This window comes from Pseudodesulfovibrio senegalensis, assembly GCF_008830225.1.
Lineage (GTDB): Bacteria > Desulfobacterota > Desulfovibrionia > Desulfovibrionales > Desulfovibrionaceae > Pseudodesulfovibrio > Pseudodesulfovibrio senegalensis.
The window spans coordinates 294,295-314,034 of the sequence record NZ_WAIE01000003.1 but is presented as its reverse complement, the minus strand read 5'-3'; the positions used below and the strand labels follow the sequence as shown (position 1 = coordinate 314,034).

General features: G+C 57.7%; 22 protein-coding genes. 11 read left to right on the top strand and 11 right to left on the bottom strand.

Annotated features, from left to right (window positions below; translation table 11 throughout):
* Entirely contained in the window at window positions 1-1,044 is a 1,044-nt protein-coding gene (locus tag F8A88_RS09755) for a rod shape-determining protein (protein WP_151150952.1), read from the bottom strand.
* 167 nt (window positions 1,045-1,211) lie between these two features.
* On the opposite strand from F8A88_RS09755, the gene mnmL reads away from it, so the two are divergent.
* The 5 genes from mnmL (at window position 1,212) to F8A88_RS09730 (ending at window position 7,285) form a co-directional block, all read left to right on the top strand.
* Window positions 1,212-2,198 (top strand): tRNA modification radical SAM protein MnmL/YtqA, encoded by a 987-nt coding sequence (gene mnmL / locus F8A88_RS09750; protein ID WP_151150951.1) that lies wholly within the window; start codon window positions 1,212-1,214, stop codon window positions 2,196-2,198.
* A complete protein-coding gene (locus F8A88_RS09745) occupies window positions 2,188-2,661 on the top strand; it encodes a methylated-DNA--[protein]-cysteine S-methyltransferase (protein ID WP_151150950.1) in 474 nt (157 codons plus the stop codon). The genes mnmL and F8A88_RS09745 overlap by 11 nt, the downstream gene beginning before the upstream one ends.
* Window positions 2,662-3,123: 462 nt before the next feature.
* A complete protein-coding gene (locus tag F8A88_RS09740) occupies window positions 3,124-4,836 on the top strand; it encodes a P-loop NTPase fold protein (protein WP_151150949.1) in 1,713 nt (570 codons plus the stop codon).
* Window positions 4,837-5,069: 233 nt separating this feature from the next.
* Window positions 5,070-6,422 (top strand): SH3 domain-containing protein, encoded by a 1,353-nt coding sequence (locus tag F8A88_RS09735; protein ID WP_161598375.1) that lies wholly within the window; start codon window positions 5,070-5,072, stop codon window positions 6,420-6,422.
* Window positions 6,423-6,544: 122 nt separating this feature from the next.
* A complete protein-coding gene (locus F8A88_RS09730) occupies window positions 6,545-7,285 on the top strand; it encodes a hypothetical protein (protein ID WP_151150947.1) in 741 nt (246 codons plus the stop codon).
* Here F8A88_RS09730 and F8A88_RS09725 read toward each other — a convergent pair.
* Together F8A88_RS09725 and F8A88_RS09720 are read right to left on the bottom strand one after the other, a co-directional pair.
* Entirely contained in the window at window positions 7,278-7,496 is a 219-nt protein-coding gene (locus F8A88_RS09725) for a DNA-binding protein (RefSeq protein WP_151150946.1), read from the bottom strand. The genes F8A88_RS09730 and F8A88_RS09725 overlap by 8 nt on opposite strands.
* Window positions 7,497-7,588: 92 nt before the next feature.
* Window positions 7,589-7,981 carry a DUF5675 family protein gene (locus F8A88_RS09720; RefSeq protein ID WP_241667410.1) on the bottom strand — a complete coding sequence of 131 codons (393 nt, stop codon included), beginning with the start codon at window positions 7,979-7,981 and terminating at the stop codon, window positions 7,589-7,591.
* A gap of 157 nt (window positions 7,982-8,138) precedes the next feature.
* Between F8A88_RS09720 and F8A88_RS09715 the strand changes: the two genes are divergently transcribed.
* Complete coding sequence (locus F8A88_RS09715) at window positions 8,139-8,885, top strand: S24 family peptidase (protein ID WP_151150944.1); 747 nt, start codon at window positions 8,139-8,141, stop codon at window positions 8,883-8,885.
* A gap of 22 nt (window positions 8,886-8,907) precedes the next feature.
* Window positions 8,908-9,318, top strand: coding sequence for a hypothetical protein (locus F8A88_RS09710; protein ID WP_151150943.1), 411 nt, complete (start codon window positions 8,908-8,910; stop codon window positions 9,316-9,318).
* 462 nt (window positions 9,319-9,780) lie between these two features.
* Here F8A88_RS09710 and F8A88_RS09705 read toward each other — a convergent pair whose 3' ends face one another.
* Window positions 9,781-10,587, bottom strand: coding sequence for a 2-amino-3,7-dideoxy-D-threo-hept-6-ulosonate synthase (locus tag F8A88_RS09705; protein WP_151150942.1), 807 nt, complete (start codon window positions 10,585-10,587; stop codon window positions 9,781-9,783).
* 206 nt (window positions 10,588-10,793) lie between these two features.
* Here F8A88_RS09705 and F8A88_RS09700 point away from each other — a divergent pair, with 206 nt between their 5' ends.
* Window positions 10,794-12,056 (top strand): EAL and HDOD domain-containing protein, encoded by a 1,263-nt coding sequence (locus tag F8A88_RS09700; RefSeq protein ID WP_151150941.1) that lies wholly within the window; start codon window positions 10,794-10,796, stop codon window positions 12,054-12,056.
* A gap of 6 nt (window positions 12,057-12,062) precedes the next feature.
* On the opposite strand, the gene F8A88_RS09695 is transcribed toward F8A88_RS09700, so the two are convergent.
* A complete protein-coding gene (locus tag F8A88_RS09695; protein WP_151150940.1) occupies window positions 12,063-12,932 on the bottom strand; it encodes a radical SAM protein in 870 nt (289 codons plus the stop codon).
* A gap of 116 nt (window positions 12,933-13,048) precedes the next feature.
* Here F8A88_RS09695 and F8A88_RS09690 point away from each other — a divergent pair, with 116 nt between their 5' ends.
* On the top strand, window positions 13,049-15,508 hold the full coding sequence (locus tag F8A88_RS09690) for a hybrid sensor histidine kinase/response regulator (RefSeq protein ID WP_151150939.1): 2,460 nt from the start codon (window positions 13,049-13,051) through the stop codon (window positions 15,506-15,508).
* Complete coding sequence (locus tag F8A88_RS09685) at window positions 15,483-15,857, top strand: response regulator (RefSeq protein ID WP_151150938.1); 375 nt, start codon at window positions 15,483-15,485, stop codon at window positions 15,855-15,857. The genes F8A88_RS09690 and F8A88_RS09685 overlap by 26 nt, the downstream gene beginning before the upstream one ends.
* A gap of 73 nt (window positions 15,858-15,930) precedes the next feature.
* Here F8A88_RS09685 and F8A88_RS09680 read toward each other — a convergent pair whose 3' ends face one another.
* On the bottom strand, window positions 15,931-16,137 hold the full coding sequence (locus tag F8A88_RS09680; protein WP_151150937.1) for a hypothetical protein: 207 nt from the start codon (window positions 16,135-16,137) through the stop codon (window positions 15,931-15,933).
* 255 nt (window positions 16,138-16,392) lie between these two features.
* Between F8A88_RS09680 and F8A88_RS09675 the strand changes: the two genes are divergently transcribed.
* The gene (locus F8A88_RS09675) at window positions 16,393-17,082 is read left to right on the top strand and encodes a response regulator (protein WP_151150936.1); all 690 of its coding nucleotides are present in this window, start codon (window positions 16,393-16,395) and stop codon (window positions 17,080-17,082) included.
* Window positions 17,083-17,092: 10 nt separating this feature from the next.
* Here the strand turns inward: F8A88_RS09675 and F8A88_RS09670 are convergent, their stop codons facing one another.
* The 5 genes from F8A88_RS09670 to F8A88_RS09650 form a co-directional block, all read right to left on the bottom strand.
* Window positions 17,093-17,782 carry a redox-sensing transcriptional repressor Rex gene (locus F8A88_RS09670; protein ID WP_151150935.1) on the bottom strand — a complete coding sequence of 230 codons (690 nt, stop codon included), beginning with the start codon at window positions 17,780-17,782 and terminating at the stop codon, window positions 17,093-17,095.
* A 58-nt stretch (window positions 17,783-17,840) separates the two neighbouring features.
* A complete protein-coding gene (locus tag F8A88_RS09665; RefSeq protein ID WP_151150934.1) occupies window positions 17,841-18,146 on the bottom strand; it encodes an ATP synthase F0 subunit C in 306 nt (101 codons plus the stop codon).
* A gap of 71 nt (window positions 18,147-18,217) precedes the next feature.
* Window positions 18,218-18,916: a F0F1 ATP synthase subunit A gene (gene atpB / locus F8A88_RS09660; RefSeq protein ID WP_151150933.1), complete on the bottom strand. Its 699-nt coding sequence runs from the start codon at window positions 18,914-18,916 to the stop codon at window positions 18,218-18,220.
* 23 nt (window positions 18,917-18,939) lie between these two features.
* On the bottom strand, window positions 18,940-19,359 hold the full coding sequence (locus tag F8A88_RS09655; protein ID WP_151150932.1) for an ATP synthase subunit I: 420 nt from the start codon (window positions 19,357-19,359) through the stop codon (window positions 18,940-18,942).
* Window positions 19,337-19,663 carry an AtpZ/AtpI family protein gene (locus F8A88_RS09650; protein WP_151150931.1) on the bottom strand — a complete coding sequence of 109 codons (327 nt, stop codon included), beginning with the start codon at window positions 19,661-19,663 and terminating at the stop codon, window positions 19,337-19,339. The genes F8A88_RS09655 and F8A88_RS09650 overlap by 23 nt, the downstream gene beginning before the upstream one ends.
* Between the last annotated feature and the right edge of the window lie 77 nt (window positions 19,664-19,740).

Genomic DNA, 19,740 nt, shown 5'->3' with positions numbered 1-19,740 from the left:
CTAGTCCGTGGTGATGTCCTTGTATACTTCCACGTTGTCCAGGGCCTTGCCCGAGCCGATGACCACGGCGGTCAGCGGGTCGTCCACGACCGTGATGGGAAGCTGGGTTTCATGCTGCAACAGAAGGTCCAGTCCCTTGAGGAGCGCGCCGCCGCCCGTGAGCACGATGCCGCGGTCCACGATATCCGCCGCCAGTTCGGGCGGGGTCTGTTCCAGAGCGATGCGCACGCCCTGCACGATGCCGTCCACCTGTTCGGAGATGGCCTCGCGGATTTCCTCGGAGGTGATGGTCAGGTTCTTGGGAATGCCGGTGACCAGGTCGCGGCCCTTGACTTCCATCTCGGGTTCCTCGGTCCCCTGCGGGTAGGCCGAGCCGATGGTCATCTTGATGATTTCCGCGGTGGATTCGCCGATGAGCATGTTGTACTTGCGCTTGACGTGCTGCATGATGGCTTCGTCCATCTTGTCCCCGCCGATGCGCACGCTGCGTGCGTACACGATGCCGGAGAGCGAGATGACCGCGATTTCCGTGGTGCCGCCGCCGATGTCCACCACCATGTTGGAGGTGGGTTCGGTGATGGGCAGGTTGGCGCCGATGGCCGCAGCCATGGGCTCCTCGATCAGGTAGACCTCGCGCGCGCCCGCAGATTGTGCGGACTCCTTGACCGCGCGTTTTTCCACCTGGGTGATGCCCGTGGGCACGCAGATCATGATGCGCGGACGCACCAGCCTGCGGCTGTTGTGCACCTTGGAGATGAAATGGCGGAGCATGGCCTCGGTCACCTCGAAGTCGGCGATGACGCCGTCCTTCATGGGGCGGATGGCCACGATGTTGCCCGGTGTCCTGCCGAGCATTTTCTTGGCTTCGGCTCCCACGGCCAGCACGGTCTTGCCGCCCCGGGAGTCCTTTTTCACCGCCACCACGGAAGGTTCGCTGAGCATGACGCCCTTGCCCTTCACGTACACGAGGGTGTTGGCTGTCCCGAGGTCAATGGCCAGATCATTGGAGAACGAACCGAGAATCTTGTTCAGCAGGCTTCCCATCAATTTCTCTTCCCTGTTTCTGGAATTATGGCATAAGCGGCCACTTCAAAAGAGCCGCGTATTGGGCTAGATTACTCCATCAGTCAAGGATTCGTACCAAATGAACCGTGGGCAGGCAATAGCGTAGGCCCATATTCTAGACAATTTCTACATATAGGCTCGGCATTGTGCATCGAACATACTCCCTGAACGCCTTTTTTCGCGCCCGATTTGGCAGGCGTGTGCAAAAGATTCCGCTGGACGCAGGCTTTGACTGCCCGAACCGTGACGGCTCCATTTCCCGCGCGGGCTGTGCCTTCTGCAACCCCTCCGGCTCCGGGTCCGGGCTGCTGGACAAGGGACTGGACCTGCGCGCCCAGTGGTCCCATTGGCAGGAGCGCATGCAAAAGCGCTACGGCGCGGCCCTGTTCGCGGCCTACCTGCAATCCTATTCCAACACCTACGGGCCGCATGAAAAACTGGAAGACGTGTTGCGCCAGCTGAAAGGACTGCCCGGACTGGCCGCCCTGAGCATCGGCACCCGGCCCGATTGCCTGGACGAGCGCAAGCTGGACCTGCTGGCCGAACAAAAGGAACAGCTCGGGCTGGGCGAGGTTTTTCTTGAACTGGGCCTGCAATCCGCCAGCAACAGCACACTGGAACATATCAACCGGGGGCATACGGCCGAAGCCTTTGCCCGTGCCGCAGAACAGGCCGCAACGCGCGGGCTGAACGTTGTTGCGCACGTCATCGCCGGGCTGCCCACGCCGGAAGGCCGGGAGCACGGCGACGACCTGCTGGCCACGGTGCGTTTCGTCAACGGTCTGCCCGTGAACGGCATCAAGTTCCACAACCTGTACGTGTGTGCGGGAACACGCATGGCCGCGCTCTGGAAGAACGGCCGGTATGAACCGATCACGCTGGAAGAGTACTGCGACTGGCTGGGCCGTGCGCTCATGATCCTGCCGCCCGAAACCGTGGTGCACCGCCTGAACGGCGACCCGGCGCGCGGCGAGCTGCTGGCCCCCCAATGGGCCGGGGAAAAGCACACGGTGCTCAACGCCATCCGCGACCATCTGCAAGCAAACGACATCTGGCAAGGCAAGAACAACGGCGCGCCCCACGGGCCGCCTGACCATTTCACCCCGCCACAGGAGAACCGCCATGCATCATGAAACCGTATGCGCCGACCCGCTGGCCGTGATCATCCATTGGGAAAACGGCCGCATCCAACGGCTGGACCTGCGCTGGTCCGAAGACGTTTCCCCTTCCCCGAAACTCTCGAATCACGGCGCGGCACTGCAACAGGCCATGGAACGCTATGTACGCGGCGAATCCATGGAATGGCCGGGCCTGCCCTTTGCCATGGAACGACTTTCCCCCTTTTCCGCCAAAGCGTTGCAGAAGCTCCGCACCGTCCGGCCCGGGACCGTGGTCACCTACGGGGAGCTGGCCGCCATGGCCGGAAGCCCCAACGGAGCGCGCGCCGCAGGCCGGGCCATGGCCACCAACCCGTGGCCGCTGGTCTACCCCTGCCACCGGGTCGTTGGCGCGGGCGGAAAAATGACCGGCTTTTCCGGCGCGGACGGGATCCCAATGAAGGAGTATCTGTTGCGTTTGGAGGGGGCGATTGAATAAGGGGAGAGGCGTGCGATTGCGCTCGCGTGCGGCTGAAGAAAACAACGGCAGCTTGCCGAAGTAAAATGGTTGCGCTGACGCGGGGTCGGACAGCGACACGTTGCGCCAATCAGTCGAAAACCATTTAAGGAATGGAGGAAAGGGAGGGGGGGGCGGTCCCCCCTCCCTCTCCTCCCTTCCTGCGACCTACCCTCCTCTTCCTCCCCACCAATCAATCCCTGCGTCGGCAGCTTGCAGTGCCTCGCTGATTTTCTGAAATTTGCTTCACCGTCCTCGTGCATACGTTATCGCACCGAGCCATACCATGGCTCGATTCCAGTCGACACTCGGAATAGAGAGGAAAAATCCGTCGAAGCAACAAAGTACAACATCTTTTGCAAAAAAGGCTTCTCTTCCTGCGAACACAAATATAAAATTCGCAAAACAAATACCGACATTAAACAAAAAACTCAGAGGGCAAGCATGGATCAAAACGAAAGCTCAAAGCTTCTGAAAACACTGCTCGCAACGAACGATGGCTGTGTCCTCTTGCTGAAGGGCCCGTGGGGAATCGGAAAAACCCATTTTTGGAATGATTTTGCCGCATCACAACCCAAGGGAAAACACGACAAAAAATATGTCTACGTATCTCTCTTTGGGAAAAAAAGCATTGAAGAAATACAAAACGACATTCTTCTGCAGGCTTTTTCTCAAAACAGATACATTGGCAAATTAAAAAAGGGCATAGATGCCATTAAAACAACCTTCTCGGCAGATGAGAATGGGGATATCAGTTTTGGCTTGACAGGAAATGCTGTTGGCAAACTTCTTTGCCTTTTTGAAAAAAACGATTTTTCTGACTTGGTCATTTGTATTGATGATTTTGAAAGAAAAAGTGATGAATTACAGCATTGCGAAGTCATGGGACTCGCGTCCATCCTCAAGGAACGTTACGGCTCAAAAATCATCCTCATAATGGATGAAGAAAAAATCAACGAAGAAGATGGAAAATACACAACGTACAAAGAAAAATTGATAGATAAAGAATTTCTATACACTCCAAATCAAAAAGACATCATCAATAACATATTATATAAAATTAACACCAAATACAAAGACGAGGTCAAACGCGCCTTGGAATCGGTTGACGAATCCAACCTTCGAACGGTTAAAAAGGTAGCGCAAAATGTACATATCATATCAGAACTTGTGAAAAATGATTGCTCAGAATGGGGCATGCAGCACCTTGCGCACTATGTGGCTCTTTTAACTTGCCTGTATGCCGGACTCGGTGCAGATGGGCTAGCAACGATATCCGACATCAATATTCATAAAAAGATTAAAGACAAAGAGTGCAATTCAGAGGTGAAAACTTACGCAAACAAATTTGCGAGCAAAATTTCAAACCTGATACCCCTCCACGCCTTATTATGGGAATTCATCAGCACATCCCGACTCAACAAACCTCAGTGCCTCAGCATTTTGAAAGAACAAGAAGAATCAAACAATGGTCATCCCATCAATCAAGAACTGTGCAAAATATTTCATAAATATGAATTTAATATAAAAACAGATGACAAAGAGGTCGTAAAAAAAATCGAAACAATCCTCGACGAAATCGGGTGTACAATTTTTGATAATGAAATTTTTGAAAATATCAATTTTTATTTCAAGGCTCTAGGACAAATATCAGGAGATCAAGACAAATACACAGCAAAGTACATCAAATTTAAATACGACTATGTTAAAAAGACATTAGATTCAATCGTTGACTATAAAACATGGATATCCACTTACAATAACGATCTTGCTAAATCACTATGCTCCTCTGACGAGAATATAAAAATAGATTTTAATGAAGAACTCAAAAAACGAGCAAAAAAAATTTATACAGAAGAATCTCTTTACGAACACATAACATCACTCAACCAAAAGAGTGGGTACAGCCAAGCGGACCAAGAACTGCTCAACAACATTTCTATTGATATCATCATATCGGATTTTCAAAACAATTTATACTTTCCCGAGGCTCTCGGAACTTTCATTTACAATCAATCGACTATAGAAAACACATCTTTTATACCGTTCATGAACACGACAAAAGAAGCAATGGAACAAATGAAGGAGGAACTGGGAACCTTTCGCTATGAACGATTCATGTCGTACTTCCCCAAGGCCCTCCTTCAGGCGGAGTAAGTTTTTCAAACAAAAGCGTTCCGGGAGATTAACAGCGTGCGTTTTAACCTACTTTCCGGGTTAGCCCAATGCTGCCTGTCGCTGTGAGTGCGAGCTCTTACTCCGTGCGACAGCAAAACGCGTTCACTCGTCCTGATAACTTGCAGCCCGTTCGTCGGTTGATTGATTGCTTTCCCCCGCCCCCGCTCATTCGGTTGACATCCTTCCACCTTTCTGTGCCTAATCAGACCATCATGATACAAAAATTGATCCCCGTGCTGCTGTTCGTGCTGCTGCTCCCGGCCTGCTCCACCCGGCCGGGCATGATCCGCGACCTGCAAACCCTGCCGCAGGAGGCCGGAGCCTTCCACGGTCTGGCCCCGGACAAACCGCTGCTCGGTCCCGGAACGCAGGCCGCCCTGTATGCGGACTTTTTGCGCCGCCATTTTTCACCGTGGACCGGGGAATGCGGGGAACTGCCCGCAGACCATGCGTTCTGGGCCCTGGACCGCTTTGCCAAAAAGCACCTCTTCGGCCAGAACACCCTTGAACGCGGCCCGGAGTGGCTGGCACGCATGCGCGCCCTGTCGCAGGTCGAAAACTACCCTTCCCTGCACGGGACAGGCGGGGCGGGCCGCCCCTGCATTGCCGTGGCCAACACCAGCATGCGCGCACTGCCCACACAGGAGCCCGCGTTTTACAACTTTGCCAAGGCCGGGGAAGGCTATCCCTTCGACTATGCGCAAAACTCGCTGGTGCTGGCGGGTACGCCCCTGCGCGCCCTGCACATGAGCGCGGACAAGGCCTGGGTGCTGGTGCAATCCCGCTTTGCCTTCGGCTGGATTCCGGTGCGCGACATGGGCTGGACCGATGAGAATTTCCAAAGACGTTTCAACGCCCCGGCGCTGGCAGCCATGACCCGCGACCGCGTGCCCGTGGCGGACCGGGATGGACGCTTTTGCTGCACCGGGCAGGTGGGCATGATCCTTCCGCTGGCTGAGAGGCCGGAAAAAACAGGCTTTTCCGTGCTGGTCCCCCGGCGCGACGCCACGGGCAACGCCGTGCTGACCACCGCCCATGTTGCGGCGAACCATGCCGCGCTCATGCCCTTTGCGCCCACGCCGGCCATGTTCGCCAAGGTTGCCGACGCCATGCTGGGCAGGGCCTACGGATGGGGCGGCATGTACGAGGACCGGGACTGCTCGGCCACCACCATGGACCTGCTGGCCGGATTCGGCATCTACCTGCCGCGCAATTCCTTCCAGCAGTACGAGGCGGGCCTGCACACGGAGCTGGGCAGCCTCGGCCGCACAGCCAAGGAACAGGCCATCATGGACAATGCCGTGCCGTTCCTGACCCTGATCCGCTCGCCCGGCCACATCATGCTCTATATCGGCACGCACGACGGCAGGCCCGTGGTGCTGCACTCCATGTGGGGCGTAAAAACCTCGTTCATGGGTGAACCCGGACGCCACGTCATCGGCCGTACCGTGATCACCACGCTGGAGCCGGGAATGGAATTGTGGAACGCTGCGGACATGCACGCCAACCCACTGGACCGCGTGTACGGCATGCGCCTGCTCAACGGCCCCCCGGCAAAGCAGTAAGCGCGTCAGCAAACCGACACGCCACCCCGGCCAGCAGCGGGCACACGCCGCAAACCGCGCGCCAACCACGCCGATTGCCTCGACCTTTGCGATCAGGCACGCGCTTTGCTTTCTTTCACGGCATGAAGTCACGCCTTATCGTCAACAGCATATTGCTGGCCATTGCCGCGTCACTCTCCGGCTGCCTGGCCCTCAGCGCCCTGTTCGGCGCGGGCTCCTTCCTGCTCAACGGACCGGCCCAATACATCGGCACGGTCTACGCCGTGGGTGAATACACCTATGAATACGCGGCCAACGGCAAAAGCCCGGTCACGGTGGTGGCCGAAAAACTGGACCGGCTGGACAACTGGCTGAATCCCCACGACCACGCAGCGGAACCGCGCGTGATGCTGGCCCGGGCCCATGTTCACGACACCACGACAATCCCGGGCAGCCCGCAATCGGCCGTGCTGCGACCCATGGCCGCGGTTTCGCCCGCGCCACTGCGCATGAATCCCGCCCGCGAAAACCGCTCCCTTTCCGAACCGCTGCACACAAGCCTCGCAGCCAATTCCCCCCGGCCGCCACACGGCATGAAAAAACAGACGAAGCCAAAGGCCATGCCCGTGACTCCGCCCGTTGCGCCTACCATTTTCCGATCCGACACCGTTGATGCGCCGATGACCGTGCTTGCGTCCGCGAGCGCGCCGCCCCGTTCACTGCGCCATCTCCAGCGCATGGAACTGGCTTTTGCCCACGCGGACGCCGCACATTACGCGGAGCGCGATCCAGCCACCCTGCGCATATCCGTGAGCAGCGACACCCGGGGCATCAGCGGCTCATGGCGCATCCGCCACCGGGTCAGCCGCCCGGACCTCAGCTGATCTCGCCGTACAAATGCCGTCCGATGTTCCTGTCCCGCTGCTGGCGCATCCACATGCGCAGATCCTCGGGCAGGGCGCGCCAGCGTCCACGGTTGGCCCGTTTCCATGCCGGCAGTCCGTGCTCCCGCACCAATGTCGTTATCTCCTTGGGATTCTCTCCCACCGCGTAACAGATATCCTTGGCTCCCTTGAGACATATCTCCTGATGCATGATTCCTCCTGCTCGCCTTCGGCCCGGACCGCCCCCCCCCACATCGCCATCCGCGCCCCGGCTTCCATGTATCCGTATGAGTGGTCGAAACGCTAGTAATGCTCGGCTATGGTCAGGTGAAAGGTTTCCTGCCCGCGCAGCAGGGTCATGAAACGCTCGAACGCGGTGCCCGAATCCAGCACTCCGCGCTGTCCGCGCACGGCGCCGAACCGGGTGCCCAACAGAATGCACCCCTGCGTGTCTTCGGCCAGATTGCCCGGATGAAACAGGATATGGTCCCGCCCGGGCACCCCGGACACCGCAAACGTCTCCCCGAACCGGGGCGAGCGCACCCGCTCGCAGCGATACTGCTGCGCCGGGATGCAGGAAGCCCCCTGCCGGTTACACCTGTCCTGCGGCTCCAGCGTCAGGCACTCCAGCCGCTTGTTCACGCGCAGGGCACCCATGGTCCCGGCTTCGCCCTCCTCAAGGCGCGTTATTTCCACGATTGACTCCATACAACGCCTCCACTGATTGTCGCCCTCATTGCAGAAACAAATATTAGTCGTCTGACTATATAAAGTCAACACATTTTGCCGTACGGCTTTAGACATTTGCCAAAATATGTGATTTATGCAAGAAAAGAGCTGCCAAGGAGGTGACATGGGCTTTACCGACGACGTGCGTACCGCCCTGCTCAACCGCATCGGCAAGGGCAAAGCCTTTGCCAACAACAAACGCATGGCGGACGAACTGCAGGTGGACCCTTCCCAGCTGAACCGTTTTCTCAAGCAGGAACGGGGGCTGAACGCGGATTCGCTCGGGCGCATCCTGGACGGGTTGGGCGCGGAAATATCCTTTCCGGACGAACCCTCGGACGCCTCCATGGACGTCTGCTTTGTTGCGCCGCAAAAGGTTTCTTCTCCCAAGGACGTGGGAGACCCCTTGCCCGAGGACTATCTGGCGGTGCCCCTTGCGGCCTCACCCGTGGCCGCCGGGCCGGGTCTGATACCCGAAGACGCCATTGAGAGCTGGGTTCTTGTCTGGCGGCACCACGAGTCCGTGCGCCACCGCTCCAACCTCGTGGCCGTGCAGGTGGGCAAGGGCGAAATGTCCATGGTCCCGACCCTGCACCCCGGCGACATCGTGCTGGTGGACCGCGACGACCGCGACCCGGCCCCGCCCGGCAAAATCATGCTGGTCTGCGAACCCGGAGCCGAAGGCGGCGCCATGGTCAAGCGGGTCAACACCAAGCGGCTCGAAGACGATGTGGAGCTTATCTTCTATTCGGACAACAGCAGGGACTTCCCGCCCATGACCTATCGACTGGAGCGGGATTACGAAGGCGACATCACCCGGGCCATCGGCGGCAACGTCGTCTGGGCCTGGAGCGACATGAGCCGCAAATAACCAAAATTTCACAGGAGAAGCCATGCCAAGACTGCTCTACGCCATGGTCTGCAACGACATTATCGTGGACAGGGAAACCGGAGCCACTTCATTCATCCGCACCATCGAACACGCCGTGGTGCCCGAATTGCCCGTGACCCTGCCGCCCCTGTACGTGGGCACCATGTGGGAAATGGAAAAGAACGACACGTTTTCCGTGGCCCTGCAGCTGCTGGCCCCCAGCGGCAAAATGGAAACGCTGGGCGTACAGGACGTCAAGGACACAGGGACCATGCTGCACAAGCTCAACTTCCAGCTGCCGGGCATTCCCGTGGCTGCCGAGGGACGGCACATGCTGGTCATTTCCATCCGCACGGATTCCGAATGGGAAAGCGTACAGGAACTGCCCATCTTCATCTTCAAGGAATCCGCCCAGAAAAAAGCGACCTCCTGACCCATCGCGGACAGACACATGAAAAAAGGCGGCTTTGGCCGCCTTTTTTCATGCAACAGCCCAAATCAAAACCGCATGCGCATGCATTACTCGCAAAAAACAAAAATATATAATGTTATTGAGGGCGGTCTGAAAACTCAAACCGTTGAATTTGCAGTTAAATTTACGATATAATACTGGACATTCAATATAGCATGAGACTATTGTGCATCTGGTTACAAAACAAAATCACACGCACACCATTCATGAAAAACGCACACATATTGCCATGCATTCGAATAAGGAAGGTACAGGGATTCCCCTCGGCAAAAGAACTGCGGCGCAGGGGGATGGTTGTTTCCTCGGCGGTGGACATGCGCGACAAGAAAAAAACGGATTCACACGCAACAGGGTCGGACAGGCCCAGAGACCCGTCCGACCGCAATGCGGGCAGAACCGGAAAGCCGAACGGCGATGCAGGGGCTAAATGATGCCGGGAAAGCCTTCCACGGCCTGATCCACATCCATGTCGTCATGAACCAACCGCCGCAACACCTTGCACAGGGAGCGCGGGTCCGGATGCTGAAAAACGTTTCTGCCCACGGAAAGGCCTGCGCCGCCGGCATCCAGCGCATTGCGGACCATGACCAGAAAATCGCGCACGCTGTCCACGCGTTCGCCGCCTGCCACCACAACGGGAACGCCCCCGGTCGCCTGCACCACATGGCCGAAGCTCTCGGGATCGCCGGTATAATGGACCTTGATGATGTCCGCGCCCAGTTCCGCGCCAACCCGTGCACAGTGGGCCACCACTTCCGGGTCATATTCACTGGCTATCTGCGGGCCGCGCGCATAAACCATGGCCAGCAGGGGCATGCCCCAATCCGCTGCCGAAGCCGCAATGCGGCCGAAATCCGCCAACATGCTCGGCTCGGTCTCGTCGCCGATATTCACGTGCACGCTGACCCCGTCCGCTCCCAGCTTCAGGGCCTCCTCCACCGTTCCCACCAGCACCTTGGCGTTGGGGTTGGGGCTCAGGCCCGTGCCTGCGGAAAGATGCACGATGAGTCCGAGATCCCGGCCGGTGCCGCGATGCCCCAACCGGGCAATGCCCTTGTGCACCAGGCCTGCGTCCGCACCGCCTTCGGCGATCTTCGTCACGGCGCTGCGAATGGCGTGGATGCCCGCAATAGGCCCCACGGTGACCCCGTGGTCCATGGGCACGATCACCGTCCTGCCCGTGTTCCTGTTCATAATTCGTTCAAGGCGTATGGCTTTACCCGTGTTCATGTCAGCCCTCCTGCATCGTTGTGATTAGTGACCGGGTGGTCACCTTCGCCCATGCATACAGCACAGGGTCTGCAAAGGTCAAAGAAAAGCACAAGCGCATCCGTATGGCTTTGCAAAAAAACCTTTTTAAGCACTCGTTTAATTGACGACCGTCTCGTTGTGGGGCAGTATCGGAAACGATTACTAGAGCATGAAGGGAGACGCTCATGACACAGGACAAGACGTACGAAAACGTTTTCATCGCCAGACAGCCCGTGTTTGATGAAAACGGCAAGACATGGGCATACATGTTGCTATTTCGTGACAGCATGCATGCAACGTCGGCCACGTTCACCGACGACGCCGAGGCCACCATGCGTGTGCTGGCCGACATGTCCCTGTGTAACATCGGCACCGAACAAGCCGCCCGCACCATGGTCCATTTCCCAGCCGATGCCGTGAAAAGCGGCTACCATCGCGCCCTTGGCTCCGAATGCGGCATCGTGATCATTGAAGAGCGCGAACCCGCAGTTCCGAGACTCCTCACAGCCCTTGAAGAACTGCGTGAAGAAGGCTACCTGCTGGCCATCAACAATTTCGAGGGGACGCCCGGCCAGGAAGAACTCTGGGCCCTGGCAGACGTGTTCATCGTGGACGTGCACAACAAGGACGACTTTGAACTGCGCGACCTCGTGCAAACAACGACAAGGAACAGCAAGGCCAAACTCATGGCCAAGAGGGTCGAAACCCTTGAAGAAAAACGCCGCGCCAAAAAGCACGGATTCACGCTTTTCCATGGCTTCTACTACTGCAAGCCCGAGGTTGATTCCGGACGAAAAATTTCATCCAATGAAATCACGCGGCTCAAGCTCTTTGAGATCATTGAACGCGACGAGCCGGATTTCGACGCGCTGGCCGAAGCCGTTGAGGCAGACGTATCCATCAGCTACCGCTTGCTGGCATTCCTGAATTCACCGAACTTCGGGTTTGCCACCACCATCACCTCCATTCGCCAGGCAGTGGTGCTGGCCGGGTGGAAACCCATCCGCAACTGGTTGCGCGTGGTCATCCTCACGGATATGAGCCCCTCGGAAAAATCCCGCGAACTGACCTACCTTTCCGCGCACCGGGCCAAGCTTTTTGAAACCGCGGCCCTTGGCGGCGGGTTTGAGGAGATTTCCGACAAGCTGTTCATGCTCGGACTCTTTTCCCTGCTGGACGCCATGTTCGACATGGAGATGAAGGATCTGGTCAAGCACCTGCCCATCGACGACGTCATCAAACGCGCCCTGTGCGGCACGGAAAACGAGTTTTCCCCGTGGCTCCGGCTGGCCCACTCCATCGAGGCTTCCCGGTGGGACGAAGTCGGCACCCTTGCCCGGGCCCTGAACCTGCTGCCCGGCACCATCGCGGTCAGCTACCAGCACGCCTTTTCCTGGGCCGATTCCTTCTTTGGTTCGGACAACGAAAAGACAGACACTCCCCAATAGTATTTCCTACAGGCGGCGCAGTGATTCGTCGCGCACGCCGCCGCCCCCCGCGAGCACATTGTCCAGCGCAAGCAGCACCGCGTCCTTGTCGCGCGGCATGCGCGCACGAACAGGCACATAGTTTGAAGCGTGGTTGGCCAGAAAAAGCCCTTTCATATGCAAACAGGCGATCATCTCCCGCAACTCCGCGAGCATGCCCATGGCATCGGGAACCGTGAAAAGGCCCTGCTCGCTGTCGCGGTGCAACGAGGTCCCCGGTACAAGCATCAAGCTCAGGGCCGCGGCCTGATGCGGATCCAATTCGGAAAGGGCACGGCCCGTTTCCCGGGCGTGAACCATGGAACGCTCCACCCCGCCAAGACCGTTGATCACGGTCACGTTCAGCTTCATGCCGCTATCCATGACGCGCCTGCCCTGCTCCACGATGCTCGCGGCCGTGCTGCCCTTGTTCATGCGTGCCAGCGTGGTTTCGTCCCCGGACTCCAGTCCCATGTAGACCATGCCCAGTCCCCGTTCACGCAACCGCTGCAACTCTTGCGCGCTCTTGTGGCGCAGTCCGCGCGCGTTGCCGTAGGCCGCGACCCGCGTCACCCTCGGCAGCCGTTGTTTCACCGCGGCCAGAATCTCTTCCAGCCGGGCCAGAGGCAGGCTCATGGCATCGCCGTCGCACAAGAATACCCGCCGCGCATCCGGCCTGTGCCGCGCCGCCCATTCCAGATCGGCCAGCACTTGGTCGCGATCCTTCACACCAAACCGCGGCTTGTCCAGATAGGCTCCGCAAAAAGCGCATTTTCCGTGCGTACACCCCAGAGTGACCTGAAGCAGCACGCTCCCGGCCTCGCTGGGCGGTCGTATCACGGTCCCCTGCAAATCCATGCATCCTCCTCGCATTTCCCCGGAGTTTTCCCCGTGGCTGCCCGGAAATAATCGCCTTTTTACCAGAGCTATGCAACAGTGCAGCCATGATCATATATTTCTAGCCCGGCACAGTCATGAAAGCGAGCAAACGCCAACCACCAGAAATCATCACGAATGCCGTTGCCCTCGGCTTGCTTGAGGCCAGCGACAATCCGGCCATGATCCTGTCCCGGACCGACCACATTCTGGCCGCAAACCAGGCTGCCTGCTCCATGCTCGAATCCGGCAGCCCGGAAGAAACCCTTGGACGGCTGCTCACGGATTTCATTGCACGCGACCTGTTCATTGCCCGCCGGGACCGGCTGCGCGAGACGCTGCGCACGAACGGAATCTCCCGCATCGAGGAAGATATCAACGGCCGGACATACATCCACACCTTCACCGGCATCTTCAACGAAAATGACGACATGACTCAAGTGGCGGTCATATCCCGGGACGTCACCGACCTTCGGCGCACCGGCGAAAACCTGCGCCGGGAGCAGCAACGCCAGATATTCTTCATGGAAACACTGCCCGGGCTGGTGTTCCACATCTACCCGGACCACACCATCCGCTACGCCAACCGGTACTTCCGCAAGATATTCGGCAGCCCCAAAGGGAAAAGCTGCAGGCAGCTGCTGCAGTGCTCCGCAACACTCTGCCCCGCATGCCCCCCGGAAAGGGCCATGCGCTCCGACAGCACAGTGGAACAGGAATGGACCCTGGCTGATTCCCGCACCTTCCACCTGCAATTCAACCCCATGACCGACAGCTCCGGCGAACGCATGGTCATGGTGCTGGGCATCGACATATCCGAGCGCAAAAACGCAGAAAACAAGCTCCGCCAAGCCCACGCGGAGTTGGAACAGCGGGTTCGCGAACGCACGCAGGAACTGCAGGGCCTCAACCGCATTCTCACCGACAAGAGCCTGCACCTGATCGAAGCCAAACGCAGGGCCGACAGTGCGGCAAGGGCCAAGTCCGCGTTCCTGGCCAACATGAGCCATGAAATACGCACGCCCCTCAACGCCATTCTCGGCATGGCCGAACTGGCATTGCGCACCGACGAACCCAGCCAAAAGACCGTATACCTCAACCATGTGGTCGAGGCGGGCGATTCCCTGCTGACCCTCATCAACGACATCCTCGATTTTTCCAAGATAGAGGCAGGCAAAATGGAGCTGGAAATCGAGCCGTTCCGCCTGTCGGAAATCATCGCCTCGGTCATGCGCATCCACCGCGTGCAGGCCGAAGACAAGGACCTGGAAATCACCGACGACATCGGCGCAGATGTTCCGGACGTACTGTTGGGCGATCCCCAGCGCCTGCGGCAGATTCTCATCAACCTCATGGGCAACGCCGTCAAATTCACCACCCGCGGCAGCGTGACCCTGAGCGTTCGCCGCGAACCCATGGCCCAGACAGCAGAAGACGACTCCGTGCTGCTGCGCTTTTCGGTTCGGGACACGGGTGTGGGCATCCCCAAGAAACAGCAAAAGGAAATCTTCAACGACTTCACGCAGGCCGACGCATCCATTACCCGCAGGTTCGGCGGCTCCGGCCTCGGGCTGGCCATTTCCAAACAACTTGTCCAGCTCATGCACGGCACCATCGCCGTTACCAGCACCGAGGGCAGGGGCAGCACGTTCACCTTCACGGTGCGCCTGCGTACAAGCCGCACCGAGGAACTGGTGCGGACCGTCACGACCCGGGAACACCCGGTGCAGGAAGTGCCGCACCTCAGCGTATTGCTGGCCGACGACAACGCATTGAACCGCAAGCTGGCCGCAACCGTACTGCGCGAACAGGGGCATGACGTCACTCAGGTGGAAAACGGATACGAGGCCGTGGAACTGCTCAAGGCCGGACGATTCGATGTGGTGCTCATGGACGTGCAGATGCCGATAATGGACGGAATCACGGCCACCCGCATCATCCGGGACAGGAATTCCGGGGTACTGGCACCGGACATCCCCATCATCGCACTCACTGCCCACGCCCTCAAAGGCGACCGGGAGCGTTTCCTGAGCGTGGGCATGAACGATTACCTGTCCAAGCCCATTCGCATTCAGGCCCTTTCCGACACCATTGCCCGCACAGTGTCGCGGCCAGACACCATGCAGCCCCCGACGCAACAACAACGGGACGAAACCACGAAATCCGCGCAGGAAGCAACGCCTCCCTTTGACAGGAAAACCGCCCTGGAACGCATGAACGACAGGGAAGACCTGCTGGAAAGCATGGAACGAATATTCCTGCGCGACACGCCCCCCGAACTGGCGCAACTGGAAAAGGCAGTCCAGAGCAATGACATGGAAAAGGGCCAGCACGCCGCACACAGCATCAAGGGGAATTCCCGAACCATCGGCGCCATGCGAGCGGGAGCCCTTGCAGAACAAATGGAATTTCTATGCAGCAACAGCGACACGGCCGAGGCCCGGAGGGCAATGCCTCTTCTCGCGCAGGAAGTGCGCGCTGCAATTGATCATGTCGCCTCCATGAACCCAACAGCAACAAGCGAGACAAGCCATGAACAAAACGATCCTCATCGTTGACGACGCCCCCATGATCCGGGAACTGATCAAAAGCGTGCTGGAGACCGAAGGATACACGACAATACTGGCCTCGGACGGAGAAGAAGCCATGCGTGCCGCACGGGAAAACACCGTGGACCTGAGCATCATCGACATATTTCTGCCCAAAAAGGGCGGGCTGCAAGTCATGGGTGAGCTTCTGGAAAAAGATCCTGCCAGCAAATTCATCGCCATCTCCGGGGGCGAGGCATTCAACCCCGAGGCCATTGTGGAACTGGCAAAGGCCTTTGACGTCATTGAAACCTTCACCAAACCCATCGACACCCGCAAGCTGGTGGACGCGGTCAACAGGGCACTGGGCAAACAATAAACAGAAACGGCGCAAAGGACCGTCCCCTGCGCCGTTTCTGCAAAATGGATTGCAGCATCAAAACACAATCAGGTCAGCATTCGTGACAATCCTTGCTAATGTAAAAGCAAAGATCGAACAGATTGTTGACCATCTCGTCCACGAGCTCTTCACCCTCGGGTTCGACGCTCACCGTCTTGTTGATGATCTTGGAAAACAGCATGCCGATGAGCTGATCATCGTACATGGTCCAATACTTGTTTCCGGACGGAAAGTGTTTGTCGAATCCGTGGTAATACATATGGCAAGCTCCGATTTTCAGGACGTTTCCAATACTATCGGCCGGATTCGCACATCACTTTAGCGTATTCGCAAGAAAAAAACGACATGGAAAGCAATGAGTTGGATTTACAGCAATGCCACTGTTGCCAAGCATGGGACAAATGGGTCACCATGCCCACATCCGCGAAAAATTGTTACTGAATCGTAACCCGCCATACACGCACTTTGGTATATAGGTTGCGGTGAAATACAATCTGCCATCAAGGAGCACTCTGTGTCTGACTACAAGATTCTCGTTGTCGAAGACCATCGGGATACCCGGGAATTGCTCAAATACAATCTGACGTCTTCGGGATTCGATGTGGCGGCCGTGGAAGACGGACAGCTGGGCCTGGACAAATCCAGAACCTTCCGCCCGGACATCATCCTGCTGGACCTCATGCTGCCCGGCATGGACGGTCTAGAAGTCTGCCGCAAGCTCAAGCAGGAGCCGGTCACGGCCAACGTGCCGGTGATCATGCTCACGGCCAAGGGAGAAGAGATCGACCGCATCGTGGGACTTGAGCTGGGCGCGGACGATTACGTGGTCAAGCCGTTCAGCCCCCGGGAACTGGTCCTGCGCATCAAGGCCGTGCTGCGCCGTGCAGCCGGCAGTGACAACACGGCCCGGCCGTCCGCCTGGGAACGCGAAGGCATCAAGGTGGACTTCGAAGCGCACCAGATCGAGATCGACGAGGAACCGACCCCGCTGACCGCAACAGAGTTCAAGCTGCTATCCGAACTGATTTCAGGCCAGGGCAAGGTACAAACCCGCGATCATTTGTTGGACACGGTATGGGACACCCACTTCGAAGGGTATTCCCGCACAGTGGACACGCATGTACGCAGGCTGCGCCAAAAGCTCGGCCCCTATGCCGAATGGATTGAGACGGTCCGCGGCGTGGGATACCGCTTCCGATCATAAATTCGCAGGGCTAACCCTCGAAATTTCCCAGCGTCACCTGGAAGGCCAGCGAATACAGATGGTCGAAAAAGTCCACGTATTCCACTGGTATATGCGGGGGAACGTTGATTCTGGCCGGAGCATAGTTGACGATCCCCTTGATGCCCGCGTCAACCAGATGGTTGGCGGCTCGCTGGGCACGGTCCGGAGGCGTGGTGATGATGCCCAGCTCGATGCCCCGCTCCTTGGCCTGATTCTTGAGGTGGGTGGGGCAGACGATTTCCATACCCTCGAGTTCCTTGCCGATCTTGTCCGGGTCGCAATCAAATGCGGCCTTGATGACAAAACCCCGCTGCTCGAAATCATGGTGGCGCAACAGGGCCGTGCCCAGGTTGCCCACGCCGATGAGCGCACAGTTCCAGACCCTGTCGATGCCCAGCGAATGCTTGATGGACGTGATCAGCTCCTGCACATAATACCCGACACCGCGCACTCCGAATTCACCGAAGTATGCGAGGTCTTTACGTATTTGCGAGGAGTTAACCGAGCAGGCACTGGCGAGTTTTTCCGAGGAAATAACCTCTGTCCCGTCCCGGAGAAGATTTTCGAGGACCTGAATATAGACGGCGAGTCTGCCGATGGTAGCCTTGGGGATGTGTTCGCTTTTCATTGTGTGTCTTTCCCGGTGTTGTCCGGGCTTGCCATGTGAATTTTTTAACATGGCTCTGCTTTAAAAAGGGGAGGCCGGAACCTCCCCTATAAATCGTGCGTTGTCAAGCTTACTTGACGAAGAGCAGGATCAGGCAGACAACCAGAGCGTAAATAGCCAGGGATTCGATGAATGCCAGGCCGAGGATCAGGGTGGTGGTCAGCTTGGAACCGGCTTCGGGGTTGCGGGCGGTGCCTTCGCAGGCGCCCTTGAGGCCCATGCCCTGACCGATGCCGCAGAGACCGGCGGCCAGGCCCATGCCCAGAGCGGTTGCGTATGCGGTGGCGGCAGCAACGGTAGCGTCGCCGGCAGCAAAGGCAGCGGTGGCAGCCAGGGTCATAGCCAGAGTGGTCAGAATGGTTTTCAGAGCTTTCATCGTGAACTCCTCCATAGAGTTGTAATATAGTTGTGGTCAGACGACCATTTCCCCAAATTCAGTATCCGTTCCTAATGCGCGTGATCGAGAGCGCCCTGCAGATAGATGGTACCCAGCATGAAGAAAATGAATGCCTGGATGGTCTTTGCAAGCAGGAACAGGAAGTACATGGGCACGGTGGAGAACACCGGCGCCAGGAAGAACAGCAAGATCAGGACGATTTCCTCGCCGCGGATGTTGCCGAACAGACGCAGCGTCAGCGAAAGCGGACGTGCGAAGTGGGAGATCAGCTCAAGCACGAGCATCAGCGGCGCGAGCGCGGCCACCGGGCCCATGAAATGCTTGATGTAGCCGAAGCCCCATTTACGGATGCCGTGGAAATTGTAGTACAGGAACAGGAACACGGCCAACGGGATGATGGTGTTCAGGTTGGCGGTGGGAGCGTCACAGCCCGGCACCAGACCAAGATAGTTGGACACCAGAATGTACAGGAACAGGGTGATGAGCACCGGGAATACCCGGCGGCCTTCTTCACCGATGTTGGAGACCACGAAATCCTCGAGGCCGCCGATGATCATTTCGAAGACGTTCTGCAATCCGCCGGGCACCAGCTGCAACCGGCCGCGGACCATGAACGCCAACAGGAAAAGAATGGCCATGGCCAGCCACGTGTGCATCACGTACAAGGCCCAGTCCGCGTGCAGATGCAACGCGTCTCCCAAAAGATGCATGTAAACCAAAGGATGCGGTAAACCGCCACCAGCTACCATTTCGCTACGCCTCCTTCAACTGATTACGCGTCAGGCTTGTTTTGCCCAAAATTTTTCAGCCCCCAGGCGGTGATATTGACCACCACCGTGGAAAGCCCTGCCACCAGCCCCCAGACCGGCAACCGCCACACCCCCAACACGAGATACAACACCACGCCGCTGAGAATAAGCTTTCCGTAGAAAATCACCAACAGGGTGAAAACAGCCCCTTTCTGCACATAGATCAATTGCTGCACTATGCGGGCAAGCGCCCAGAAGTTCAGCGTTATGACCACGGCTCCGGCCGCAAAAGCCAGCGACCAGGCAGAACCGAGAGTGACACCCAGCAAACCGATTGCCAACCCCAGGGAGAAACACAGCTGGCTCCGCATGAGATTGCGGACCTCGTCGTGCACAAAACCCCGGGCGTACAGGAATCGATCAATCTTTTGACGGATCGTCACCGTTTTCGGCACCCTGCTTGTTTGCCCCGTTCACGGGTCCCTTCTCTTCAGCCTCGGCCTGCCGTTGCATCTTGCGCGCATCTTCCAGCACCATCCGGAATCCGGAAACAATGCCGAGGATCGTGAAGATCATGGTCAGCCAGGGCTTGGTGTGCAGCTGGAAGAATTCCAGCAGCCACTTGTCGAGCCAGTACCCCATAAACAGTCCGACAACTGTCGCGGATACCAGATGGAGGCCCATTGTGCCCGCCGCACCTCCAACCTGGAGAATATCCTTCATGCTGTCGTTATTTTTAAAGAACATATCGCACCTCGACGGGCGGCCCAATCAGGCTCGGCTTCATGTCATAGCCTGAAACGGCAATTCGTGCAATCCTTCAC